Genomic DNA, 22,312 nt, shown 5'->3' on the forward strand with positions numbered 1-22,312 from the left:
ACAACTTCACTGACCCTGGCGGGAGTTCCAGATCGTACCGTCACGATGACGTCACGGCTCCCTCGACCGCGGCGCGGAACTCGGCGGCGCTCATCGCCGCCGGATTCTCCAGCGGCTCCCCGTTCAGCAGCACCGACGGCGTGGCCTCGAGGCCCTCGTCGCGGAAGGCGTCGAGGACGTGCCGGCCCCAGTCGGCGTAGGTGCCGTCGCGCACGCACGACTCGAAGACGGCGTCGTCGAGGCCGACCGCCTGGCCGGCCGCGAGCAGGTCGTCGGTCGTGTAGCCGCCGGAGCGCTCGGCCGGCTGGTTCGCGAACAGCTCGGTGAGGTACTCGACCGGCCGGCCGGCGTCGATGGCGCAGCCGAACGCGTTGCTGGCGCGGTCGGACTCCTCGCCGAGGAACGCCGCCGGGTGGTAGACCACCCGGGCGGTGCCGGCGGCGACCAGCTCCTCGAGCACCGGGCCGTTCTCGGCCTCGAACTCGCCACAGAACGGGCACTGGAAGTCGAACCAGTAGTCGATGGTCACCGGCGCCGACTCCTCGCCGGCGGCCACGCCGGTGCCGCCCTCGACGGTGCCCGACGGGATGGCGCCGGTGCCTTCGGGACCATCGGACCCGCGGTTGACCAGCGCGATCACGATGACGGCGACCACGACGAGGACAGCCACGGAGACGCCGGCCCGGATGAAGCGCTCGCGGCGGCGCTCGGCCAGCGCCCTGGCCTCGGCCTCCTTGCGCAGCGCCTCGGCGCGCCGGCGAGCGGCTTCTCTCTTGGAGCCTCGGGCCGGCGGCCGGTTGTCGTTGTCCCGTTTGCTGGCCATCAGCGCTCGCGCACTCCCGCGGCGAGGTCAGCGGCCAGCTCGGCGACGGCGGCGACCCCCGCCGCGGGGTCGGCGGCGTCGAGCAGCCGGCGCACGAACGCGGACCCGACGACGACGCCGTCGGCGTAGGCGGCGATCTCGGTGGCCTGGGCGGCGGTGGAGACCCCGAGCCCGACGGCGACCGGGAGGTCGGTCGTCGCCTTCGTGCGCTCGACCAGGCCGGCCGCGGCGTCGCCGACCTGCTCGCGGGTGCCGGTGACGCCCATGACGGAGGTGGCGTAGACGAAGCCGCGGCAGGCCGCCGTCGTCATGGCGATGCGCTCCGGCGTGGACGACGGCGCCACCAGGAAGACGGTGTCGAGGCCGTGCTCTCGGGCCGCCGGGAGCCAGGTGTCGTCGGCGTCGGGCGTGAGGTCGGGCGTGATGACGCCGGCCCCGCCGGCCGCGGCGAGGTCGCGCGCGAACGCGGCGGCGCCGTAGCGGTCGAGCGGGTTCCAGTACGACATGACGACGGCGGGCGCCTCTGTGGCGGCGACCGCCTCGACCACGCGCAGCACGTCGGTGGTCGTGGTGCCGGCCCGCAACGCGGCGTCGACGGCGGACTGGATGACCGGGCCGTCGATGAGCGGGTCGCTGTAGGGCAGCCCGACCTCGACGATGTCGACGCCGGCGGCGACCATGGCCGTCAGCGCGGCGATGGAGCCGTCGACGCTGGGGTAGCCGGCCGGCAGGTAGCCGACGAGCGCGGCGCGACCCTCGGCCCGTGCCTTCTCGAACGCGACGGAGGTGGTCATGCCTGGACCTCCCCCGACTCGTCCATGATGCCGAACCACTTGGCGGCGGTGTCGACGTCCTTGTCGCCGCGCCCGGACAGGTTCACCAGGATGGTGGCGTCGGGGCCGAGGCGCTCGCCCAGCCGCCTGGCGCCGGCCAGCGCATGCGAGCTCTCGATGGCCGGGATGATGCCCTCGGTGCGGCAGAGCAGGCGGAACGCCTCCATGGCGTCGGCGTCGTCGACCGGCTCGTACGCGGCCCGTCCGGAGTCCTTCAGCCAGGAGTGCTCAGGGCCGACGCCCGGGTAGTCGAGGCCGGCGGAGATGGAGTGCGACTCGATGGTCTGGCCCATGTCGTCCTGCAGCAGGTACGAGCGCGCGCCGTGCAGCACGCCGGGAGAGCCGGCCGTGATGGTCGCGGCGTGCCGGCCGGTGGCGACGCCGTCGCCGCCGGCCTCGAAGCCGTGCAGCGCGACGTCGGCGTCGTCGATGAAGGCGTGGAAGATGCCGATGGCGTTGGAGCCGCCGCCCACGCAGGCCGCGACCGCGTCGGGCAGCCGGCCGGTGAGCTCGAGGACCTGCTGGCGCGCCTCGACCCCGATGATGCGCTGCAGGTCGCGCACCAGGGTGGGGAACGGGTGCGGCCCGGCGACGGTGCCGAAGACGTAGTTGGTGGTGGCGACGTTGGTGACCCAGTCGCGCAGCGCCTCGTTGATGGCGTCCTTGAGCGTGCGCGAGCCGGTCTTCACCGGGACGACGGTGGCGCCGAGCAGCTCCATGCGGGCGACGTTGAGCGCCTGCCGGCGGGTGTCCTCCTCGCCCATGTAGATGACGCACTCGAGGCCCATGAGCGCGGCCGCGGTGGCCGTGGCGACGCCGTGCTGGCCGGCGCCGGTCTCGGCGATGACCCGCTGCTTGCCGATGCGCCTGGTGAGCAGCGCCTGGCCCAGCACGTTGTTGATCTTGTGCGAGCCGGTGTGGTTGAGGTCTTCGCGCTTGAGCAGGATGCGCGCGCCATGGGCCGCCTGCTCCCCGAACCGGGCCGCCTCGGTGATGGGGGTGGGCCGGCCGGTGTAGGTGGTGAGCAGGTGGGTCAGCTCGGCCTGGAAGGCGGGGTCGTGCCGGGCGGCGGTGTACTCGCGGTCGAGCTCGTCGAGCGCCGCGATCAGCGCCTCCGGGACGTAGCGGCCGCCGTAGGGGCCGAACCGGCCGGGCCGGTCCTCGTGACCAGTGGCAAGGACGTGCCCGTGGTCGGGCATGGTGTCCACCCGAGTAGCTCCTCGATGCGTTGCAGAGATGGCTGACAGGTGACGAGAGCGCAGCCGTGCGCCGTCACCCCGTGACGGTATCGCAGCGGGCGGACCCGTCCCCAATCGCATCGGGATTTTCCGAACCGCTCGACGCTGGTTCAGCGCCGTCATGACGTTCCACCGCACTCTCGGCACGCAGGCGCCGGGGCACGGCCGTCGGCCCTCGATCGTGACGGCGACCCGGGCGTCAGCCCTGGCGGCTGCCGCGGTTGAGGGCGGGGTGGGCACCGGCCGCCACCAGGTCGGCGACGGCGGCCCGGGGATCCTTGCCGGTCACCAGGGTCTCGCCGACCAGGACGGCGTCGGCCCCCGCACGGGCGAGGTCGATGACGTCGCGGGGCGACTTCACGCCGGACTCGGCGATCTTGACGATGCCGTCCGGAACCGTCGGCGCCAGCCGCTCGAACGTGGTGGTGTCGACCTCGAGCGTCTTGAGGTTGCGCGCGTTGATGCCGACGAGCCTCGCCCCGGCGTCGGCCGCCCGCTGGACCTCGTCGGCCGTGTGCGCCTCGACCAGCGGCGTGAGCCCGATGGACTCGGCCCGCTCGATGAGGCTCACCAGCGCGATCTGCTCGAGCGCGGCGACGATGAGCAGCGCGAGGTCGGCGCCGTACGCGCGCGCCTCCCACAGCTGGTAGCTGGTGACGATGAAGTCCTTGCGCAGCACCGGGGCCTCGACGGCGGCCCGGACGGTCTTGAGGTCGTCGAGGGTGCCGCCGAACCGGCGCTGCTCGGTGAGCACGCTGATGGCGGCGGCGCCGCCGGCCTCGTAGTCGACCGCGAGCGCGGCGGGGTCGGCGATCTCGGCCAGGGAACCCCGTGACGGGCTCGACCGTTTCACCTCAGCGATGACGGAGACACCCGGCGAACGGAGCAGGGGCAGCGGATCACGGGCCGGCGGCTGCTTGGCCGCCTTCTCCTTGAGCTGATCGAGAGGGCAGCGGCCCTCACGTTCGGCCAGGTCGGCGCGCACCCCGTCGATGATCTCTTCGAGAACGCTCATCTCCGCCCCTCGCCGGTGCCGTGCGCCCGGATCGGTCGACCCGGTCGGACCAGAGTAACGGCGCGTGATGAGTGGTCACGACATACCCCCGGTGAAGGGTGCCCGACGGGCGTGTGCTTCATCCGTCGGCGAACGGCTCGAGGGCGTACCCCACACCACGCACCGAACGGATGGCCAGCGCGCCGCCGAGCTTGCCCCGCAGCGTCGCGACGTGCACGTCGACCGTGCGCGTGTCCACCGGCACCGGGTAGCCCAGCGCCTGGCACATGAGCTCCTCACGCGTGCAGACCCGGCCGGCCCGGGACATGAGATGGGCCAGCAGGGCGGCCTGCAACGGCGTCAGCGCGACCTCGTGTCCGCCGGGCGTGGCCACCGTGCGGTGGTCGACGTCGAGCGTCACGCCGCCCACGGAGACGACCGGCGGGCCCCCGCGGGCCCGGTCCGAGGTCGTCCTGCCGGGGCGGGTCATGGCCTACCCGATGCTGTCCTCGCCCGTCGTGGCGGCGGGCTGGCGGGGGCCGGCCTGCGGGTCGCGCTGCCCGAGGCCCATCATCTGCATGATCTTGCCGACGATGCCGGCCACGACGACCAGGCCCACACCGCCGATCCAGAACAGCGGCCAGTTGAGCAGGATGACGGCGATGCAGCCGACCACGAAGCCGGCCAGGATCAGGATGACCGTGGTCCAGGCGGCAGGTGTGTGGCCGTGCTCGTTGTGCGCCATCGGTGTTCGTCTCCTGTCGTCCTGGCGTCGTTACCGCACATTGTGCCGGATGATCGGGGTCGCTCGTCGGCCGACCTCCGTACCGGGGCTCGATTGCCGGTGCTCAGGTACCGGTGCTCACGTGGTGGGGTCGTCGCCGCGGTCGAGGGCGTCCCAGGTGGCGCGGTTGCCCTCGGCCGGCTTGGCCGCCCCCTCCGCACGGGCGTGACCGGCCGGGCGCTCGTAGCGGGCGCCCATGGCGGGCCAGCCGGGCCCGCGCACCGCGACCAGCGCCCCCGCCGCCGTGACCAGCAGCCCGGCGACGACGACGGCGACCGCCCAGGCCGGCGACGTGGTGATCTCTTCGGCCGAGCCCAGGCCGTCGGGGCTGCTCTCGAGCCAGTCCCGCACCCGTCCGGCGAGGTCCGGGAGGGTCAGTGCCGCCAGCGCGGCCTGCGCCGCGCCCAGGAGGGCCAGCGCGGCGCCCACGACGCGCCGGCCCAGCCGCCGCACCGCAGGGACCGCCACGACGGCCGCCAGGGCCACCAGGGCGACGGCGGGCGCGAGCGGCACGAGGTCGGAGCCGGACACCGTCGTCGACGTCACGGAGAGTGACGACGACAGCTCCGCACGCCCCCACGGCCGCGACGCCGCGACCAGCCCGAGGACTCCCCCGGCGGCCAGCAGGACCAGCGCGCCGAGGTACTCGCGGCGGGCGGCCGGGCTCACCGCACCGGCCGCATGGTCTCGGCGACGGCGATGGCCCGCAGCGCCGCGGCGGCCTTGTTGCGCGACTCCGTCCACTCCGCCTCGGGGTCGGAGTCGGCGACGATGCCCGCGCCGGCCTGCACGTAGCCGACGCCGTCGCGGATCAGCGCCGTGCGGATGGCGATGGCGACATCGAGGTCGCCGGCGAAGTCGAGGTAGCCCACGACCCCGCCGTAGACGCCGCGGCGGACCGGCTCGAGGTCGTCGATGATCTCCATGGCCCGGACCTTCGGCGCGCCGGACAGCGTGCCGGCCGGGAAACAGGCCGCCAGCACGTCGAGCGCCTCGTGGTCGTCGCGCAGCCGCCCCACCACCGTCGACTCGATGTGCATGACGTGGCTGTAGCGGCGCACCGTCATGAAGTCGACCACCTCGACCGTGCCGGGCGCGCAGACCCGGCCGAGGTCGTTGCGGGAGAGGTCGACGAGCATGAGGTGCTCGGCCCGCTCCTTGGGGTCGGCGAGCAGCTCGTCGGCCAGCGCGGCGTCGGCCTCGGGAGTCTCGCCGCGCCACCGGGTGCCCGCGATGGGGTGCGTCATGACGCGGTCGCCGTTGACCTTGACCAGCGCCTCGGGGCTGGACCCGACGACGGAGTAGGCGCCGTCGTCGCCGCCGCCGGGACCGGGCAGCCGGACGAGGTACATGTACGGGCTCGGGTTGTCGCGGCGCAGCACGCGGTAGACGTCCAGCGCGTCGGCGTGCGTGGGGGTCTGGAACCGCTGCGAGAGCACGATCTGGAACGCCTCGCCGGCCCGGATCTCCTCCTTGGCCCGCTCGACGGCGGCCAGGAAGTCGGCCCTCTCGGTGCGGCTGTCGTGCCGCGGCGGCGTGCCGGGGTCGTAGGAGGCCACCGACGACGGCGTGGGCTGCGCGAGCTCGGTGGTCATGCGGTCGAGGCGGGCGACGGCGTCGGCCCATGCCTCGTCGACCCGCTCGTCGCTGTCGTCCCAGTTGACGGCGTTGGCCACCAGCAGGACGGTGCCGTCGTCGTGGTCGAGGACGGCGAGGTCGGTGGCCAGCAGGAACGACATGTCGGGGAGCTGCAGGTCGTCGACGGTGGTCTCGGGCAGCCGCTCGAGCCGGCGGACGGCGTCGTAGGAGACGAACCCGACCAGCCCGCCGGTCAGCGGCGGGAGGCCCGGCAGCCGCTGGCTCCTGAGTGCCCGCAGCGTGCCACGCAGCGCCTCCCAGGGGTCGCCGCCGGAGGGCAGCCCCACGGGCGGGTTGCCGTGCCAGACCGCCTCGCCGTCGCGCTCGCTGAGCACGGCCGCCGACTGGGCGCCGACGAAGGAGTAGCGCGACCACACGCCGCCGTGCTCGGCGGACTCGAGCAGGAACGTGCCGGGCCGCCCCGCGGCGAGCTTGTGGTAGACGCCGACCGGGGTCTCGCCGTCGGCCAGCAGCCGCCGGACGACCGGGATGACCCGCCGCTCCTTGGCGAGGACCCGGAAGTTCTCGAGGTCGGGCGTGACCGGAAGGGGCGCGCTCATGCCGCCGTCCCCTCGACGGAGTCGAGCAGGCCGTCGTCGAAGCAGGTGCGGGTGCCGGTGTGGCAGGCCGGGCCCTCTTGGTCGACCTTCAGCAGCAGGGTGTCGCCGTCGCAGTCGAGGCGCACCTCGCGGACCCACTGGCGGTGGCCGGACGTCTCGCCCTTGACCCAGTACTCGGCCCGGCTGCGGCTCCAGTACGTGGCCCGGCCGGTGGTGAGGGTGCGATGCAACGCCTCGGCGTCCATCCACGCGAGCATGAGCACCTCGCCGGTGTCGTGCTGCTGGACGACCGCGGGCAGCAGTCCGTCGGCGGTGAGTGTGAGCCGGGCGGCTACGGAGGGGTCGAGACCGGGCATCTGCCCATTGTCCCCGACGGCGTCCGGGCGAAGGACACGCCTCCGGACTTCCGGTTCACGTCGTGGACGAGACGATCACCGACGAGGGAGGACGCCGACCGGGAGGTCGCGGGAAGCGCCGAGAGCCATGACGGAATCGGGATAGGGTGCCGTGGTCGGCTACGTCTCGCGACCGTCCCGGATCCGGACCCTTGACGAAGGAGCTCTCTCGTGGCACGCACGTTCCGCGCCGCCGCGGCGGCGTCGGCCGTTGCCGCCGCGGTCCTGCTGGGCGGCTGTTCGGGCGACGACGGCGAGCCGCGGCGCGATGCGTCGGGCAACGTCACCGAGACCGCCGACGCGGCCGACGTGTTCGACGTGCGGGTGGGCGACTGCCTCGGCGACTTCGGCGACTCCGAGCAGGTCGAGGACGTCGCGGTCGTGCCGTGCGACGGCGAGCACGCCCAAGAGGTCTATGCGACGGGGCAGGTCCCCGACGGCGAGCTGCCCGGCGACGACGACCTCCGGGCCCAGGCGGTGGAGCTCTGCACCACGGAGTTCCAGACCTACGTCGGCCTCGCCTACGAGGAGTCGGCGCTGGACTTCACCTGGCTGCAGCCCACGGCGCAGTCGTGGGACCAGGGCGACCGCGAGCTGGTCTGCCTGGTCTACGACCCCGCGGGCCCCGTGACCGGTTCGCTGCAGGGCGCGAACCGCTGACGTCGTGAGCACCCCCATGACTCCGCCGCCCGTCCGCGCGGGCGGCGGCGGCACAGCGCCGTGAGATCGGCGTGTTCAATCTGAAGGAGACAATGATCGTGCGTATCACGATTCGTACCGCTGTCACGGCCCTCGCCGCCGCCGCGGCGCTGAGCCTCAGCGCCTGTGGCGACGGTGCGTCCGACGCCGGCGACGGCGACGAGAGCACCACCAGCGAGGAGACCGCGGCCGGGGGCGAAGAGACCCCCGCCGGGGACGAGACCGAGCCGCCCGCCGAGGAGGAGTCCTCCGAGGAGCCGGAAGGCGAGACCCAGAACGTCTTCGACGTCGGCCTCGGCGACTGCATCAGCAGCTTCAACGCCGAGGAGCAGATCGAGGAGCTGACCGTCATCCCCTGCGAGGAGGAGCACGACCAGGAGGTCTTCGCGGTCCTCGAGGTCCCCGAGGGCGACGGCAGCTTCCCCGGGTCCGAGACGTTCCAGACGCAGGTCGAGTCGGACTGCATCGGCGAGTTCGCCACGTTCGTCGGCATGGACTACAACGAGTCGGTTCTGGACATCCAGTGGCTGGAGCCGACCGAGGAGTCGTGGGCCCAGGGCGACCGCGAGCTCGTCTGCACCGTCTACGACCCGGCCGGCCCGGTGACCGGCACCCTCGAGGGCGCCAACCGCTGACGGACCACGCCCGCCTGGGTCAGCGCGACTGGCTGACCCAGGCGGCGTGCAGGGCGGCGTAGACGCCGCCCTTCTCGACCAGTTCGGCGTGCGGGCCGGCCTCGACGAGGCGGCCGCGGTCGAACACGAAGACCTCGTCGGCCGCCTCGGCGGTGGACAGCCGGTGCGCGATGGTCACCGACGTGCGCCCGCGGGAGATGCCCTCGAGCGCCCGGGCCAGCCGGACCTCGGTGGCGGGGTCGACGGCGCTGGTGGCCTCGTCGAGGACCAGCAGGTCGGGGTCGGCGAGGTAGGCACGGGCCAGCGCCACCAACTGCCGCTCGCCCGCCGACAGCGACTCGCCGCGCTGCCCGACCGGCGTCTGCAGCCCGAACGGCAGCGAGTCGAGCCACTCCCCCAGCCCCAGCTCGGTGACGGCGATCAGCAGGTCGTCGTCGGTGGCCTCGGGCCGGCCGTAGCGCAGGTTGGCCGCCAGGGTGTCGTCGAAGAGGAAACCCTCTTGCGGCACCATGACGACCCGCTCGCGCAGGGAGTCGAACCGGATGTCGCGCAGGTCGATGCCGTCGACCAGCACGCGGCCCTCGACCGGGTCCATCAGCCGGGTGAGCAGCTTGGCGAACGTCGTCTTGCCCGAGCCGGTCTCGCCGACCACGGCGACCCTGGTGTGGCGGGCGATGGCGACGTCGACCTCGTGCAGCACCGTCGGCCCGTTCGGGTAGGCGTACGAGACGTGCTCGAACCGGACGTCGATGGGCCCGCGCGGCAGCCGCACGCCGTTGTCGGCCGGGTCGGCGACGTCGGCCGGGGTGTCGAGGATGCCCAGCACCCGCCGCCAGCCGGCGATGGCGTTCTGCGCCTCGCTCAGCACCTCGGTGCCCACCTGGACCGGCGCCACGAACAGGGTGACCAGGAAGAGGAAGGCCAGCATGCGGCCGAGCGAGATGTCGCCGGCCACGCCGAGCAGCACGCCGACCACGACGATGGCGGCGTTGGCCAGCCCGGCCACCACCTCGCCGGTGGAGAACGCCGTGGCCGCGAGCCGCTGGGCGCGGCTGGCCGCCACGCGGTGCGACTCGACGGCGTCGTCGATGCGTTGCTGGGTGCGGCCCTCGACGGCGTACGCCCGGACCGCCTGGGCGCCGACGACGGACTCGGAGATGGCGCCGAGCATGCCGCCGACCCGCTCGCGCACCACCATGTAGGCCGACGACAGCATGCGCTGGAACGTGCGCAGCGCCAGGAACAGCGGCAGGAAGCAGATCCAGACCAGCAGCGTCAGCTGCCACGAGTACACCGCCATGACGACGGTGGCGATGATCAGCTGGCCGATGCTGACCAGCATGATCAGCCCGCCCCACTGGACGAACTGCGAGATGGTGTCGACGTCGCTGGTGACCCGTGACACCAGCGACCCGCGCCGTTCGGTGTCCTGGGTGAGCACCGACAGGTCGTGGACGTGCCGGAACGCCTTGGTCCGCAGCGTCGCGAGGCCGGCCTCGCTGGCCTGGAAGATGCGCCGGTTCATGAAGTACGCGGCGACGACGGTGACGAGGACCCCGCCGGCGGCCAGCGCGATCATCCAGCGGACGTAGCCGAGGTCGGGGCCGCTGCCGGTGTTGAGGCCGCTGTCGATGGTCTGCTGGACGGCGATGGGCACGACCACGCGCCCGGCCGTGGCCACGAGCGCGAGCAGCAGGGTCACCGTCAGGCCGGTGGAGATCTCGGGCGACAGCGCCAGCCCGCGGCGGAACGTCCGCCACGCGCCGTCGCCGGTGCGGACCTCGCCCAGCTGCGATCCTCGGCCGGCTACTGCGCTCATGACCGGACCTCCTGGTCGGTGCCGGCCCTGGCCCGCTCGGCGGCGTCGCGCTCGTAGGCGGTGATGAGGTCGCGATAGCCGGGCGAGGCCGCCAGCAGCTCCGTGTGGGTGCCGCGCGCCGACACCCGGCCGTCCTCGACGTAGACGACCTCGTCGGCCAGCGCGATGGTGGCCCGCCGGTACGCCACGACGACGACGGTGGACGGCAGCGCCGCGTCTCGGAGCCCGGCGAGGATGCGCCGCTCGACCTCGGGGTCGACGGCGCTGGTGGCGTCGTCGAGGACGAGCAGGCGCGGCCTGCGGACCAGCGCCCGGGCCAGCGCCAGCCGCTGCCGCTGCCCGCCGGACAGGGTGGCGCCGCGCTCGCCGATGCGGGCGTCGAGGTCGCCGTCGAGCTCGTGCACGAAGCGGTCGCCCTGGGCCAGCCGCAGCGCCGCCCAGACGTCGTCGTCGGGCACGGACAGGCCGAGGGTGACGTTGTCGCGGACGCTGTCCTCGAAGATGAACGGCTGCTGGAAGACCAGCGCCACCGCCCCGGCGACCGCGCCGGGCTCGAGGTGGCGCAGGTCGGTGCCGTCGAGCAGCACCGCGCCGCCGCCCGGGTCGACCAGCCGGACCAGCAGGCTGGCCAGCGTCGACTTGCCCGACCCGGTGGACCCGACGACGGCGACCGTGCGGCCTGGCTCGACGTCGAGGTGGACGCCGTCGAGCACCGGCGTGCCCTCGACGTAGGAGTAGGTGACGTCGCGGACGCCGAGATGCGCAGGGCCGGCGTCGCCGTCGAGGCTGCCCGTGCCGTGCGGCAGCGCCCCCGTCGCGTCGAGGACCGCCTGCACCCGCCGCCAGCCGACGGTGGCGCGCGGGAGCTCGCCGAGCACGAAGCCGATGGCGCGGATGGGGAACGCGGTGATGGTGAGCAGGTACGCCACCTGGACCAGCGTGCCGGCCGCCATGTCACCGTCGGCGACCCGGGCCGAGCCGATGATCAGCACCGCGAGCACGCCGAGGTTGGGCAGCGCCTCGAGCAGGGGGTCGAACGCGCCCCGGACCCGGCCGACGGCGGCGTTGGCGTCGCGCAGCTGCCCCGCGACCTTGGCGAACCGTTCGGTCTCGGCGGACTCGCGGCCCATCGCCTTGACGACCAGGGCGCCGTCGAACGACTCGTGCGCGACGCCGGAGAGCTCGGCCCGCAGCGCCTGCGCCCTGGTGGCCAGCGGCGACAGCCGGCGCTGGTAGACGAAGTTGAGCAGCAGGATGGCCGGGAACACCAGCGCGCCGACCAGCGCCAGCAGCGGGTCGGCCAGGAACATCGACACCAGCGCGAAGACCAGCATGACGACGACGCCGAGCGCGAACGGCAGCGGCGCGATGGGCCAGAACGACGCCTCGACGTCGGCGTTCGCGTTGGACAGCAGCTTGCCGGTGGAGTGCTGGTGGTGCCAGGACAGCGGCAGCCTGAGGTACTGACGGCTCACCTGGCGCCGGTAGCGGGCGTTGAGGCGATACTGGCCGAGACCGGCGAAGTACCGGCGCACCACGATGCCACCGGCCTTGACCAGCGCCGTCACCATGATGGCCAACGCTGTCAGCGCGAGGGCGCCCGTGGTGGTCTCGCCCTCGCGGAACGCCGGCACCACCACCCGGTCGGTGACCCGCCCGATGACCTCGGCCGCCGCCACCGTCGCGAACCCGTACACCGCGCTGCCCGCCACCGCGATGCCGAGGATGACCGGCTCGTCCCGCATGGCCCGGACGAGGATCCGGACCCCCTCGCGCAGGGTGGCCTGCCGCTCGTCCCTCACATCACTCGCTCTCTGCGCTCCACGCCTGCGGCCACGGAGGGCGCGCAGGCGTGATCGACCGCTCGCGCGAATTCCGTGGGGTGCCCGGCTTTGTACGGTACCAACAGCCGCCGACACACCTGTAATCGGTTTCCGTTCCCCACCGCCCCACGAAATGATCACGTTCAGCACAAGATCCCGTGTCGCACTACGCCTGCAACCGTGTCGACGCTCCGGCGATCGTGGTGACGCGCCGCTCACGCCCGGGAAACCGGCGGACACCCCCGAGACCGGCGGATGGCAGCCCGATCCGGGCCGCAAGCGCCGGTTTCCGGAGCGTGAGCCGGATCATGGGAATCCACAGTGAGTGGCCGGCGTAACCGTCAGCAGAGCGCAACCAACTGCCGAACACCACAGCGCAACCGCCAGCGGCCAGCGGAACAGGAGCACAGCGGGCCTAAGGGCCGGGTTCATTCCGGGGAGGGGGCCCTGGTGCTGTGAAAGCCCTCGACAATGAAAGACAGCAGGGCCCGACCCACGTGAGCACCCCCACGCCGAACCTCCAACCCCGCGCAGAACGAAGCTGCCCACCTCACCACAGGGGGCGAGCCGGGCAGCGACGGGTGGGACGACGGCGTCAGGCGGTGGCGCTCCGGCGCGAGCGCAGGACGAATGCCAGCCCGACGATGCCGAGCAGGGCGGCACCCGCCAGCGGCAGGCCGGTGCCGGCGCCGGTGTCGGGCAGCGGCTCGCCCGGCGTCTCCGACGGCGTCGGGGTGGGCGTCGGGGTCGGCTTCTCGGTCACCGCGACGGTGACGGTGGCCGGCTCGGAGGTGGCCGCACCGTCGGACACGGTGAACGTGAAGGAGTCGTCGCCGGTCCAGCCCTCGGCCGGGGTGTAGGTGAGGTCGGCGCCCTCGCCGCTCAGCGTGCCGTTGGCCGGCTCGGAGGTCAGCTCGTAGGTGAGCTCGTCGCCGTCCTCGTCGGTGCCGGTGAGCGTGATGTCGACCGGGGTGTCCACGACGGTCTCGACGGCCTGGTCGTCGGCGACGGGCGGGTGGTTGGCCGAGAACGTGCCGGCCGCGATGAGCACCGTGGAGTCCAGCTGCTCGTCGGAGGCGTCGGCGATGGCCAGCTTGATGTGGTTGGTCTCGCCGGCCTGGACGTCGGCGGTGCAGGTGAGCACCGTCGTGAAGCCGTCCAGCTCGGTGGCGTGCGCGCCGCCGGGCAGCTCGTTGTCGACGTACAGGTCGGCGTTGAGGTCGTTGTTGATGGTGTTGATCGTGACCGGCTGCGCGTCGTCGCCGACGACGGCGCAGTTCTCGCCGTTGACGAAGAACCCGAACACGTCGTTGTAGATGTCGCCGACGTACTCGTTGTACTCCTCCGAGCCGAAGACGTAGTCGAACCGGATCTGGTCGGTCTCCGGCACGAAGTCGAACTCGAGCACCGTGGCGTCGCGGGTCGGGAACGCCGCCAGCGGGTCGAGGTCGGCGTCGCCGGGCAGCCCCAGCTCCGTGGTCATGTCGTCGGCGGTGTTCGGGCCGAGGACACTGCTGCGCTCGCCGCCCACGGAGCCCGACGACAGCAGGACGCCGCCGGGCACGCCGAAGACGTCGTCGAACCCGCCGGCCAGGCCGGCCGCGACCGGGCTGCCCAGGAACTCGATGGCGTCGACCGTGACGCCGTCGCCGACCAGGGTCTGGACGATCTCTTCGGCGGTGAGTCCGCCGGTGTCGAGGTCGGCGACGGTCTGGTCGCCGACGCCCTCGCCCTTGGCCGTGAACGACTCGGGCGAGACGCGGCCGCCGGCGTCCTCGGCGGCCAGGGCGGCCGGCGCACCGGCCGCGACGATGATCAGGAGGCCGCCCGCGACCAGCGCGGACGTCCTGTGGACAGACGACAGAGACCTCACTGTGGTGCCCCCCTCAAGGCCCGGCGGCCCCAGAAGGCGCCGCCGTCATACGCAAAGAAGAAAAGTGTCGTGGCAGGGCCCGCCCGCGCATGCGGACGGACCGCGTCAGCATAGTGGCAAACACACCACTTGAGGAGACTCGACCCGCTAGGTGGTCGAACGAGGTTTAGCGGACGGTATGACCGGATTCGGTCAGCGCCCTCTTGACCTCGCCGATGCGCAGATCGCCGAAGTGGAAGACGCTCGCGGCCAGGACGGCGTCGGCCCCGGCGGCGACGGCGGGCGCGAAGTCCGCGAGGGCCCCGGCACCGCCGCTGGCGATGACCGGCACGCCGACGGCGGCCCGCACGGCCGTCAGCAGCTCGAGGTCGTAGCCGTCCTTGGTGCCGTCGGCGTCCATCGAGTTCAGCAGGATCTCGCCGGCGCCCAGCTGCGCCGCCTCCGCCGCCCAGCCGACGGCGTCGATGCCGGTGCCGCGGCGGCCGCCGTGGGTGGTGACCTCGAAGCCGGACTCGGTGCCGCCGCCGCGCCGCGCGTCGACCGACAGCACGAGCACCTGGTTGCCGAAGCGGGCCGCGATCTCGGCGACCAGCTCGGGCCTGGTGACGGCGGCGGTGTTGACGCCGATCTTGTCCGCGCCCGCCCGCAGCAGCCGGTCGACGTCGTCGGCGGAGCGGACGCCGCCGCCGACGGTCAGCGGGATGAACACCTGCTCGGCCGTGCGCGAGACGACGTCGTACATCGTCGACCGGTCGTCCGACGACGCGGTGATGTCGAGGAACACCAGCTCGTCGGCGCCCTCGCTGCCATAGGCGGCGGCCAGCTCGACCGGGTCGCCGGCGTCGCGCAGGTTGGTGAAGTTCACGCCCTTGACCACGCGGCCGGCGTCGACGTCGAGGCAGGGGATGACGCGGACGGCCACGCTCACTGGGGGGCCTCTCGAGCCTCAACCGAGAAGCGTACGTCGGCTACTGCGACCTTCAGCGCCTCTTCCAGCGTGAACTGGCCGGCGTAGAGCGCCTTGCCGATGATCGCGCCCTCGACGCCGATGTCCACCAGCGACCGCAGCGCCGCGACGTCGTCCAGGCTGGACACGCCGCCCGACGCCACGACCGGCTTCGTCGTCCGCGCGCACACCTCGCGCAGCAGGTCGAGGTTGGGGCCGCGCAGGGTGCCGTCCTTGGTGACGTCGGTGACGACGTAGCGGGCGCAGCCGTCGCGGTCGAGCCGCTCGAGCACCTCCCACAGGTCGCCGCCGTCGCGGGTCCAGCCGCGGGCGGCCAGGGTGGTGCCGCGCACGTCCAGCCCCACGGCGACGCGGTCGCCGTGGCGGGCGATGGCCGACGCCGTCCACTCGGGGTCCTCGAGCGCGGCGGTGCCGAGGTTGACCCGCCGGCACCCCGTCGCCAGCGCCGCGGCTAGCGACTCGTCGTCGCGGATGCCGCCGGACAGCTCGACGTCGACGTCCAGCCGCCCCACCACGGCGGCCAGCAGCTCGCGGTTCGACCCGCGCCCGAACGCGGCGTCGAGGTCGACCAGGTGCACCCACGGCGCGCCGGCGCTCTGCCAGGCCAGCGCGGCCTCGAGCGGGTCGCCGTAGGAGGTCTCGGAGCCGGCCTCGCCCTGGACCAGGCGCACGGCCTGGCCGTCGGCGACGTCGACGGCCGGCAGCAGCTCGAGGATCGCCATCAGACCTTCACCGCCCGGAACCGCAGCCGGCGGTAGTCGGCCCACCAGGCGTCGTCGTGCCAGAGCGCCGGCCGGGCGATCTCTTCCGCGCGCGCCAGCACCTCGGCCGGCAGCGCCTCGACCTGCGACGACGCGAACATCTCCAGCCACTTCGTCATGCCGTCGGGGCCGGTGAGCTTCGTCGGACGGTCGTAGAAGTCGAGCTGGCGGATCTCGAGCCCGGCGTCCTCGAGCATGGCGGCGTACTCGGCCGGGGAGTTGAAGAACCAGGGCCAGGTGCGGTCGGGCAGCCCGGCCTCGCGGCAGGCGCGGTCGACGGCGGCGGTGATGGACGCGACGTTGCCGGTGGCGCCCATCTCGGCGACGAACCGGCCGCCCTCGCGCAGCGCGTCGGACACGCAGCCGAGCACCTCGACCTGCGACGTCATCCAGTGCAGCGCGGCGTTGGAGACGACGGCGTCGACCGGCTCGTCGACGGTGAAGTCGTGCGCGTCGGCGACCCGCAGCTCCACCGCGCCGCCCAGCCGCTCGCGGGCGGCCTCGATCATGGCCGGGTCGGAGTCCATGCCGATGACCCGCGCGCCGGCGTCGATGAGCCGCTGCGTCAGCTCGCCGGTGCCGCAGCCGAGGTCGAGGATCGACTCGCCCTCCTGCGGCTTGAGCCAGTCGAGCAGCTCCGCACCATAGGCCGCGACGAACGCGAAGTCGCGATCGTAGGCCCGTGCGTCCCAGTTGGTCACGGTCACAGACTCCTCACCCAGTTCTCGAGCAACCGCAGCCCCGCGTCACCGGACTTCTCCGGGTGGAACTGCGTCGCACTCAGCGGCCCGTTCTCGACGGCGGCGACGAAGGTGTCGCCCTGGTGCTCGGACGTCGTCACCAGGGGCGGGCGCAACCGCTCCGGCGGCGGCATCACCCAGTGACGCACACCGTACGAGTGCACGAAGTAGAACCGTTCCTTCTCCACGCCGTGGAAGAGCACCGAGCCGGCGGGCGCGTCGACGGTGTTCCAGCCCATGTGCGGCAGCGGGGTCGCCTGCAGCTGCTCGACGGTGCCCGGCCACTCCCCCATGCCCTCGGCCTCGACGCCGTGCTCGACGCCGCGCTCGAACAGGATCTGCATGCCGACGCAGATGCCGAGGACGGGCCGGGCCCCGGCGAGGCGGCGGCCCACGATCTCGTGGCCGCGGACGGCGCGCAGGCCGGCCATGCACGCGGCGAACGCGCCGACGCCGGGGACCACGAGCCCGTCGGCCTCGGCGGCCGCGGTGCGATCCGCCGTCAGCGTCACCGTCGCGCCGACCTTCTCCAGCGCGCGGGTCGCCGAGCGGACGTTGCCCGATCCGTAGTCGAGCACGACAACGCGCGATTGACGGATGCCGCGCTTCGAGACATTCCGGGCCCCGACGCCGGGCAAGGGGGAATCGTGTTTCGACAGCACGTCACTCATCGTCCACCTCGGCGTGTCAGACTGCGAGCGTGAGCCTCGACGATCGCGCCGGCGCCGCACTTCCGGGGGCGGGCCGACGCTGGCCGCTGCGGGTCGCCGTGGGTTCCGCGGCGGTCGCCGTGGCGGGCCTCGCCACCACCGGCGCGGGCGGCTGGTACTACGCCGACGAGCTGCTGCAGGTGCGTCCCGATCCGCCGGACTACCCGGTCGAGGTCATCGCCGTCGTCGGCAGCACCGTCACGTTGAGCGGCGCGGGCGCCCAGGAGCCCGGCGTCGTCGGCCTCGAGTGGCCGGGCGGCTTCGCGCGTGTCGGGCCCGACATCGACGTGATCGGCGAGTACGTGCTGCGCAGCATCAGCGGCTACCCGCAGCTGCCCGTCGTCGGCACGAACGTCCGTGTCGCCTACTACGCCGCGCCCGCCGACCTGCACGACCTGTCGCGCGTGGCCGGGCTCGAGGCCCGCGTCATCGAGTTCGACGGCCCGCTGGGCCGCTACCCGGCCACCTACGTCCCGGCCGGCGGCGACCGCTGGCTCATCCACGTGCACGGCCGCGGCGCCACCCGGGGCCAGGCGTACCGGCTGGTGCCGGCGGTGCACCGGCTCGGGCTGCCGCAGCTGTCCATCGCCTACCGCAACGACGACGGCGCCCCCGAGGGCCCGCACCGCGAGTACGGCCTGGGCTGGACGGAGTCCGAGGACCTCGCGGCGGCCATCGACTGGGCCCGCGAGCACGGGGCCCGCGACGTCGTGCTGACCGGTTACTCCATGGGCGGCGCGATCGTCGGCAACCACCTGCGAGTGGCGGGGTCGTCCGGCGTGGCCGGGGTGATCTACGACTCCCCCGTGCTGTCGTGGCCGGACATCCTGGTCTACCAGGCGCGGCTGCGCGGGGTGCCGGCGTTCGGCGCCACCGTCGCGGCATCGGTCGTGCGGGCGCGCACCGGCATCAACGTCTGGGCCATGGACCAGGTGGCGCACGCCGACCGGCTCGACGTCCCGGTGCTGCTCGTGCACGGCGCGGCCGACACCACTGTCCCCGTCACGTCGTCGGAGCGGTTCGCCGCGGCGCGGCCCGACCTGGTGACGTTCCTGCGCACCGAGGCCGAGCACGTCCGCAGCTGGAACCTGGGCCCGTCGGTGTACGAAGGCGCCGTCGAGCGGTTCCTGACCGGGCTGCCCGCCCTGGGCGCCGGCGACGAAGCCGGCGACGGCGCCGCCGTGCAGGTCTAGCCCCCGGCCGGCCGCGAGGTCCCGGGCGGTGAGTCCCACGAGGGAGAAGGGGAATCGCTCCGTCACAACGCGCCCTTCGTCGACGGCACGCCGCGCTCGCGCGGGTCGATGGCGACGGCGGTGCGCAGCGCCCGGGCGACGGCCTTGAACTGCGCCTCGGCGATGTGGTGCGGGTCGCGCCCGCCGAGCACGCGCATGTGCATGGTCAGGCCGCCGTGGTGGGCCAGGCTCTCGAGCACGTGCGCCGTCAGTGACCCGGTGAAGTGGCCGCCGATGAGCACGAACTCCTGCCCGGCCGGCTCGCCGGAGTGCACGAAGTACGGGCGCCCGGACACGTCGACGACGGCGTGCGCCAGCGCCTCGTCGAGCGGCACGGTCGCCTCGCCGTAGCGGACGATGCCGACCTTGTCGCCCAGCGCCTCGCGCAGCGCCTGCCCGATGACGATGGCGGTGTCCTCGACGGTGTGGTGGACGTCGATGTGGGTGTCGCCCTCGGAACGGACGGTGAGGTCGATGAGCGAGTGCCGGGCCAGCGCCGTCAGCATGTGGTCGTAGAACGGCACCGTGGTGGCGATGTCGTGGCGGCCCTCGCCATCGAGGTCCAGTTCGACGCTGACCTTGCTCTCGCTGGTCGCGCGCTCGACCTTGGCGGTGCGGCTCATCGTTGCTCCTTCAGTACGTCGACGAGAGCGACCTTGAACGCCGTCGTCTCCTCGGGGGTGCCCACTGACACCCGCAGCCAGCCGTCCGGGCCGGTCTCGCGGATCAGGACGCCGTGGTCCAGCAGGCCCTGCCAGACGGCGTGCCGGTCGCCGAACCGCCCGAACAGCACGAAGTTGGCGTCGGAGTCGGCGACGTCGAGGCCCTGGTCGCGCAGCCACAGCGCCAGCGCGTCGCGCTCGTCGCGCAGCTGGGCGACCCGCGCCTGCAGCTCGGTCGCGTGCTCGAGGGCGACGACGGCGACGGCCTGCGTGACCGCCGACAGGTGGTACGGCAGCCGGACGACGCGCAGGACGTCGACGATCCGTGTGGAGGCAGCGGCGTAGCCGAGCCGGGCGCCGGCGAACGCGAACGCCTTGCTCATGGTCCGGGTGACGATGAGCCGGGGGTGGGTCTCGAGCAGGGTGAGCGCGCTCGGCACACCGTCGCGGCGGAACTCGGCGTACGCCTCGTCGACGACGACGATGCCGTCGGTGGCCTCGTGCAGCGCCGTGACCAGGCCGAGCGGGACCGCCGTCCCCGTCGGGTTGTTCGGCGAGGCGATGAAGACGACCGTGGGCTGGTGCTCCGCGATCGCCTTGAGCGCCTGTTCCCGGTCGATGCCGAAATCGTCGCTGCGTCGAGCCGTCACCCAGTCGGTGGCGGTGTCGCGGGCGTACTCCGGGTACATCGAGTAGGTCGGCGCGAAGCTGAGGGCCGTCCGGCCCGGGCCGCCGAAGGCCTGCAGGATCTGCAGCATGACCTCGTTGGAGCCGTTGGCGGCCCACACCTGGCCCGTCTCGAGGGCCACGCCGGACTCGCGCTCGAGGTAGGCGGCCAGCCGCTCGCGCAGCGTCGTCGCCTCGCGGTCGGGGTAGCGGTTGAGGGTGCGGACGGCGTGCGCGACCGCCCGCGCGGCGTCGGCGACCAGCCGTTCCGACGGCGGGAACGGGTTCTCGTTGACGTTCAGGCAGACCGGCACGTCGAGCTGCGGCGCGCCGTACGGCTCGAAGCCGCGCAGCTCGTCGCGGATGGGGAGGTCGGTCATCGCCCGTCCCCTTCGAACCTCGCCGTGATCGCTTCGCCGTGCGCCGGCAGGTCCTCGGCGTCGGCGAGCGCGCGGACGTCGTCGGCGACGTTCTTCAGAGCTTCCTGGTCGTAGTGGACGACGTGGACGCCGCGCAGGAAGGTCTGCACCGACAGGCCGGACGTGTGCCGGGCGCTGCCGCCGGTGGGGAGGACGTGGTTGGAGCCGGCCGCGTAGTCGCCGAGGCTGACCGGGGACCAGGGGCCGACGAAGACGGCACCGGCGTTCCTGACCCTGCTCGCCACCGTCGCGGCGTCGCGGGTCTGGATCTCCAGGTGCTCGGCCGCGTAGGCGTCGACCACGGCGAGGCCCTGCTCGAGGTCGTCGACCAGGACGATGCCGGACTGCTCGCCGCTGAGCGCCGTGCGGACGCGCTCGTCGTGCTTGGTGGTCTTGGTGCGCAGGTCGAGCTCGGCCGTCACCGCGTCGGCGAGGGCGTCGCTGTCGGTGACCAGCACCGATGCCGCGAGGGGGTCGTGCTCGGCCTGGCTGATGAGGTCGGCGGCGACGTGACCGGCGTCGGCGGTGTCGTCCGCGAGCACCGCGATCTCCGTCGGCCCCGCCTCGGCGTCGATGCCCACGACGCCGCGCAACAGCCGCTTCGCCGCCGCGACGTAGACGTTGCCGGGCCCGGTGACGAGGTCGACGGGCCGGACGCGGACGCCGTCGTCGCCGACGGCGTCGTTGCTCAGGCCATAGGCGAACATCGCGAGCGCCTGCGCGCCGCCGACCGCGTAGACCTCCGTGACGCCGAGGAGGGCGCAGGCGGCGAGAATGGTGGGGTGCGGCAGGCCGCCGAAGTGTTTCTGGGGCGGGCTGGCGACGGCGAGGCTGTCGACGCCCGCGACCTGCGCCGGGACCACGTTCATGACGACGCTGCTCGGGTAGACCGCCAGGCCGCCGGGCACGTAGAGGCCGACCCGCTGGACCGGGATCCACCGCTCGGTGACGGTGCCGCCGGGGACCACCGTCGTGGTGACGTCCTGCCGGCGCTGGTCGCCGTGGACCAGGCGGGCGCGGCGGATGGACTCCTCGAGCGCCGTCCGGACGCGGCCGTCGAGGCCGGCGAGCGCCTGGTCGATCGCGTCTTGGGGGACGCGCACGTCCCTCAGCTCGACCCCGTCGAACCGTAGAGTGAGCTCCCGGACCGCCGCCAGCCCCCGATGCCGCACGTCGTCGCAGATCGGCCGGACGGCGTCGAGCGCGGCCTCGACGTCGACCGGTGCGCGTGGGACGAGCGTGCGGTAGTCGAGGGTCTCGCCGGCGGCGAGCCTCCCCCGCAGGTCGATGCGGCGTATCACTCACCCGAGTCTATTAGCGCCGTTCACGCCTCGGACGCATTGCCCGCATCGCAAGATGCGGTGTCCCACCGTGCGGGCGCTCCCGTTGCGAGCCGGCGAGCGGGTCGCATGGCCTCGAGTCAGCCGAGGTCGAGAGCCCCAGGACGCGAGGCCCGAGACCCCTCCGGACGGTGGAAGCGCAGCCCTCTGGAAATTCTCTGACGAGCGTCAGAGAATCGAGGCATGGAGATCCGAGCCGTCGATCCCGAGTCGCCTCTTGCTCGGCGGTGCCTCGCCGCCTATGCGGCCGAGCTGCGGACCCGCTTCCCCGAGGGCTTCGACGACGGCGACCTGGTGGCGGCCCGCGAGCTGATCCCGCCGGCCGGCAGGCTCCTCGTCGCCGGGGACGGGATGGGCTGCGCCGCCGTCCGCACCATCGGCCCGCGCACCGGCGAGATCCGGCACATGTGGGTGCACCCGGACGCCCGCGGCCGGGGCCTGGGCCGGCGCCTGCTCACCGAGCTGGAGCAGCACGCGCGCGCTCTCACGATCACGACGCTGCACCTCGGCACCCACGAGGTCCTCACGGAGGCGCTCGCCCTCTACCGCTCCGCCGGCTACGAGCCGACGACCCCCTACGGCGACACCGCGCACGTCCACCACTGGCTCACGAAGCGGATCGACGACACCCCCTAGGGTGTGTCTCCCAAGTCTCGGCCGTAGCGAGCGGCGTCCAGGCGGATGCCTCGCAAGGCCGAGGA

Annotated in this window: 23 protein-coding genes; 4 read left to right on the top strand and 19 right to left on the bottom strand. The window is 73.3% G+C overall.

Annotation, left to right across the window (positions count from 1 at the left end; all coding sequences use genetic code 11):
- Positions 1–40 precede the first annotated feature (40 nt).
- The 9 genes from E1212_RS16045 to hisI all read right to left on the bottom strand — a co-directional run bounded on the left by E1212_RS16045 (position 41) and on the right by hisI (position 7,226).
- A complete protein-coding gene (locus E1212_RS16045; RefSeq protein ID WP_131984199.1) occupies positions 41–823 on the bottom strand; it encodes a DsbA family protein in 783 nt (260 codons plus the stop codon).
- Positions 823–1,617 (bottom strand): tryptophan synthase subunit alpha, encoded by a 795-nt coding sequence (trpA, locus tag E1212_RS16050; protein ID WP_131984201.1) that lies wholly within the window; start codon positions 1,615–1,617, stop codon positions 823–825. The genes E1212_RS16045 and trpA overlap by 1 nt, the downstream gene beginning before the upstream one ends.
- A complete protein-coding gene (trpB, locus tag E1212_RS16055) occupies positions 1,614–2,855 on the bottom strand; it encodes a tryptophan synthase subunit beta (RefSeq protein WP_131984266.1) in 1,242 nt (413 codons plus the stop codon). The genes trpA and trpB overlap by 4 nt, the downstream gene beginning before the upstream one ends.
- A 238-nt stretch (positions 2,856–3,093) precedes the next feature.
- On the bottom strand, positions 3,094–3,909 hold the full coding sequence (gene trpC / locus E1212_RS16060) for an indole-3-glycerol phosphate synthase TrpC (protein ID WP_131984203.1): 816 nt from the start codon (positions 3,907–3,909) through the stop codon (positions 3,094–3,096).
- Positions 3,910–4,027: 118 nt separating this feature from the next.
- Positions 4,028–4,378 (bottom strand): winged helix-turn-helix domain-containing protein, encoded by a 351-nt coding sequence (locus E1212_RS16065; RefSeq protein ID WP_131984205.1) that lies wholly within the window; start codon positions 4,376–4,378, stop codon positions 4,028–4,030.
- Positions 4,379–4,381: 3 nt separating this feature from the next.
- Complete coding sequence (locus E1212_RS16070) at positions 4,382–4,633, bottom strand: HGxxPAAW family protein (RefSeq protein ID WP_131984207.1); 252 nt, start codon at positions 4,631–4,633, stop codon at positions 4,382–4,384.
- Between the two features lie 117 nt (positions 4,634–4,750).
- A complete protein-coding gene (locus E1212_RS16075; protein WP_162605500.1) occupies positions 4,751–5,341 on the bottom strand; it encodes a Trp biosynthesis-associated membrane protein in 591 nt (196 codons plus the stop codon).
- Positions 5,338–6,870 (bottom strand): anthranilate synthase component I, encoded by a 1,533-nt coding sequence (locus E1212_RS16080; RefSeq protein WP_131984211.1) that lies wholly within the window; start codon positions 6,868–6,870, stop codon positions 5,338–5,340. The genes E1212_RS16075 and E1212_RS16080 overlap by 4 nt, the downstream gene beginning before the upstream one ends.
- Entirely contained in the window at positions 6,867–7,226 is a 360-nt protein-coding gene (hisI, locus tag E1212_RS16085; RefSeq protein WP_131984213.1) for a phosphoribosyl-AMP cyclohydrolase, read from the bottom strand. Before hisI ends, E1212_RS16080 begins: the two co-directional genes overlap by 4 nt.
- 210 nt (positions 7,227–7,436) lie before the next feature.
- On the opposite strand from hisI, the gene E1212_RS16090 reads away from it, so the two are divergent.
- Together E1212_RS16090 and E1212_RS16095 are read left to right on the top strand one after the other, a co-directional pair.
- Entirely contained in the window at positions 7,437–7,925 is a 489-nt protein-coding gene (locus tag E1212_RS16090) for a septum formation family protein (protein WP_131984215.1), read from the top strand.
- Positions 7,926–8,023: 98 nt separating this feature from the next.
- A complete protein-coding gene (locus E1212_RS16095; protein ID WP_162605501.1) occupies positions 8,024–8,599 on the top strand; it encodes a septum formation family protein in 576 nt (191 codons plus the stop codon).
- A 19-nt stretch (positions 8,600–8,618) separates the two neighbouring features.
- On the opposite strand, the gene E1212_RS16100 is transcribed toward E1212_RS16095, so the two are convergent.
- From E1212_RS16100 to hisH, 7 genes are all read right to left on the bottom strand, one after another.
- Positions 8,619–10,418, bottom strand: coding sequence for an ABC transporter ATP-binding protein (locus tag E1212_RS16100; protein WP_131984219.1), 1,800 nt, complete (start codon positions 10,416–10,418; stop codon positions 8,619–8,621).
- Complete coding sequence (locus E1212_RS16105) at positions 10,415–12,163, bottom strand: ABC transporter ATP-binding protein (RefSeq protein ID WP_131984269.1); 1,749 nt, start codon at positions 12,161–12,163, stop codon at positions 10,415–10,417. Before E1212_RS16105 ends, E1212_RS16100 begins: the two co-directional genes overlap by 4 nt.
- 673 nt (positions 12,164–12,836) lie before the next feature.
- On the bottom strand, positions 12,837–14,114 hold the full coding sequence (locus tag E1212_RS16110) for a choice-of-anchor L domain-containing protein (protein ID WP_131984221.1): 1,278 nt from the start codon (positions 14,112–14,114) through the stop codon (positions 12,837–12,839).
- Positions 14,115–14,280: 166 nt separating this feature from the next.
- Positions 14,281–15,042: an imidazole glycerol phosphate synthase subunit HisF gene (gene hisF, locus E1212_RS16115; RefSeq protein WP_131984223.1), complete on the bottom strand. Its 762-nt coding sequence runs from the start codon at positions 15,040–15,042 to the stop codon at positions 14,281–14,283.
- Positions 15,039–15,803 carry a bifunctional 1-(5-phosphoribosyl)-5-((5-phosphoribosylamino)methylideneamino)imidazole-4-carboxamide isomerase/phosphoribosylanthranilate isomerase PriA gene (priA, locus tag E1212_RS16120; RefSeq protein WP_131984225.1) on the bottom strand — a complete coding sequence of 255 codons (765 nt, stop codon included), beginning with the start codon at positions 15,801–15,803 and terminating at the stop codon, positions 15,039–15,041. Before priA ends, hisF begins: the two co-directional genes overlap by 4 nt.
- Complete coding sequence (locus E1212_RS16125) at positions 15,803–16,543, bottom strand: class I SAM-dependent methyltransferase (RefSeq protein WP_131984227.1); 741 nt, start codon at positions 16,541–16,543, stop codon at positions 15,803–15,805. The genes priA and E1212_RS16125 overlap by 1 nt, the downstream gene beginning before the upstream one ends.
- Before the next feature lie 2 nt (positions 16,544–16,545).
- Positions 16,546–17,181 carry an imidazole glycerol phosphate synthase subunit HisH gene (gene hisH, locus E1212_RS16130; protein WP_131984271.1) on the bottom strand — a complete coding sequence of 212 codons (636 nt, stop codon included), beginning with the start codon at positions 17,179–17,181 and terminating at the stop codon, positions 16,546–16,548.
- Positions 17,182–17,282: 101 nt separating this feature from the next.
- On the opposite strand from hisH, the gene E1212_RS16135 reads away from it, so the two are divergent.
- Positions 17,283–18,485, top strand: a complete 1,203-nt coding sequence (locus E1212_RS16135; protein ID WP_131984229.1) for an alpha/beta hydrolase — start codon at positions 17,283–17,285, stop codon at positions 18,483–18,485.
- A 62-nt stretch (positions 18,486–18,547) separates the two neighbouring features.
- Here the strand turns inward: E1212_RS16135 and hisB are convergent, their stop codons facing one another.
- From hisB to hisD, 3 genes are read right to left on the bottom strand one after another with little or no spacing between them, the layout of a single operon-like run.
- On the bottom strand, positions 18,548–19,147 hold the full coding sequence (hisB, locus tag E1212_RS16140; RefSeq protein ID WP_131984231.1) for an imidazoleglycerol-phosphate dehydratase HisB: 600 nt from the start codon (positions 19,145–19,147) through the stop codon (positions 18,548–18,550).
- On the bottom strand, positions 19,144–20,232 hold the full coding sequence (locus tag E1212_RS16145) for a histidinol-phosphate transaminase (protein ID WP_131984233.1): 1,089 nt from the start codon (positions 20,230–20,232) through the stop codon (positions 19,144–19,146). The genes hisB and E1212_RS16145 overlap by 4 nt, the downstream gene beginning before the upstream one ends.
- Entirely contained in the window at positions 20,229–21,572 is a 1,344-nt protein-coding gene (hisD, locus tag E1212_RS16150) for a histidinol dehydrogenase (RefSeq protein ID WP_131984235.1), read from the bottom strand. Before hisD ends, E1212_RS16145 begins: the two co-directional genes overlap by 4 nt.
- Before the next feature lie 222 nt (positions 21,573–21,794).
- Here hisD and E1212_RS16155 point away from each other — a divergent pair, with 222 nt between their 5' ends.
- On the top strand, positions 21,795–22,247 hold the full coding sequence (locus E1212_RS16155; protein WP_131984237.1) for a GNAT family N-acetyltransferase: 453 nt from the start codon (positions 21,795–21,797) through the stop codon (positions 22,245–22,247).
- The last annotated feature ends 65 nt before the right edge of the window (positions 22,248–22,312 follow it).

The organism is Jiangella ureilytica (assembly GCF_004348545.1).
GTDB lineage: Bacteria > Actinomycetota > Actinomycetes > Jiangellales > Jiangellaceae > Jiangella > Jiangella ureilytica.

Excerpts from the sequence above, each read along its gene's own strand:
- E1212_RS16045 (WP_131984199.1), bottom strand. The coding sequence starts at position 823 with ATGGCCAGCAAACGGGACAACGACAACCGGCCGCCGGCCCGAGGCTCC.
- trpA (WP_131984201.1), bottom strand. The coding sequence starts at position 1,617 with ATGACCACCTCCGTCGCGTTCGAGAAGGCACGGGCCGAGGGTCGCGCC.
- trpB (WP_131984266.1), bottom strand. The coding sequence starts at position 2,855 with ATGCCCGACCACGGGCACGTCCTTGCCACTGGTCACGAGGACCGGCCC.
- trpC (WP_131984203.1), bottom strand. The coding sequence starts at position 3,909 with ATGAGCGTTCTCGAAGAGATCATCGACGGGGTGCGCGCCGACCTGGCC.
- E1212_RS16065 (WP_131984205.1), bottom strand. The coding sequence starts at position 4,378 with ATGACCCGCCCCGGCAGGACGACCTCGGACCGGGCCCGCGGGGGCCCG.
- E1212_RS16070 (WP_131984207.1), bottom strand. The coding sequence starts at position 4,633 with ATGGCGCACAACGAGCACGGCCACACACCTGCCGCCTGGACCACGGTC.
- E1212_RS16080 (WP_131984211.1), bottom strand. The coding sequence starts at position 6,870 with ATGAGCGCGCCCCTTCCGGTCACGCCCGACCTCGAGAACTTCCGGGTC.
- hisI (WP_131984213.1), bottom strand. The coding sequence starts at position 7,226 with ATGCCCGGTCTCGACCCCTCCGTAGCCGCCCGGCTCACACTCACCGCC.
- E1212_RS16100 (WP_131984219.1), bottom strand. The coding sequence starts at position 10,418 with ATGAGCGCAGTAGCCGGCCGAGGATCGCAGCTGGGCGAGGTCCGCACC.
- E1212_RS16105 (WP_131984269.1), bottom strand. The coding sequence starts at position 12,163 with ATGCGGGACGAGCCGGTCATCCTCGGCATCGCGGTGGCGGGCAGCGCG.
- priA (WP_131984225.1), bottom strand. The coding sequence starts at position 15,803 with ATGGCGATCCTCGAGCTGCTGCCGGCCGTCGACGTCGCCGACGGCCAG.
- hisB (WP_131984231.1), bottom strand. The coding sequence starts at position 19,147 with ATGAGCCGCACCGCCAAGGTCGAGCGCGCGACCAGCGAGAGCAAGGTC.
- E1212_RS16145 (WP_131984233.1), bottom strand. The coding sequence starts at position 20,232 with ATGACCGACCTCCCCATCCGCGACGAGCTGCGCGGCTTCGAGCCGTAC.
- E1212_RS16155 (WP_131984237.1), top strand. The coding sequence starts at position 21,795 with ATGGAGATCCGAGCCGTCGATCCCGAGTCGCCTCTTGCTCGGCGGTGC.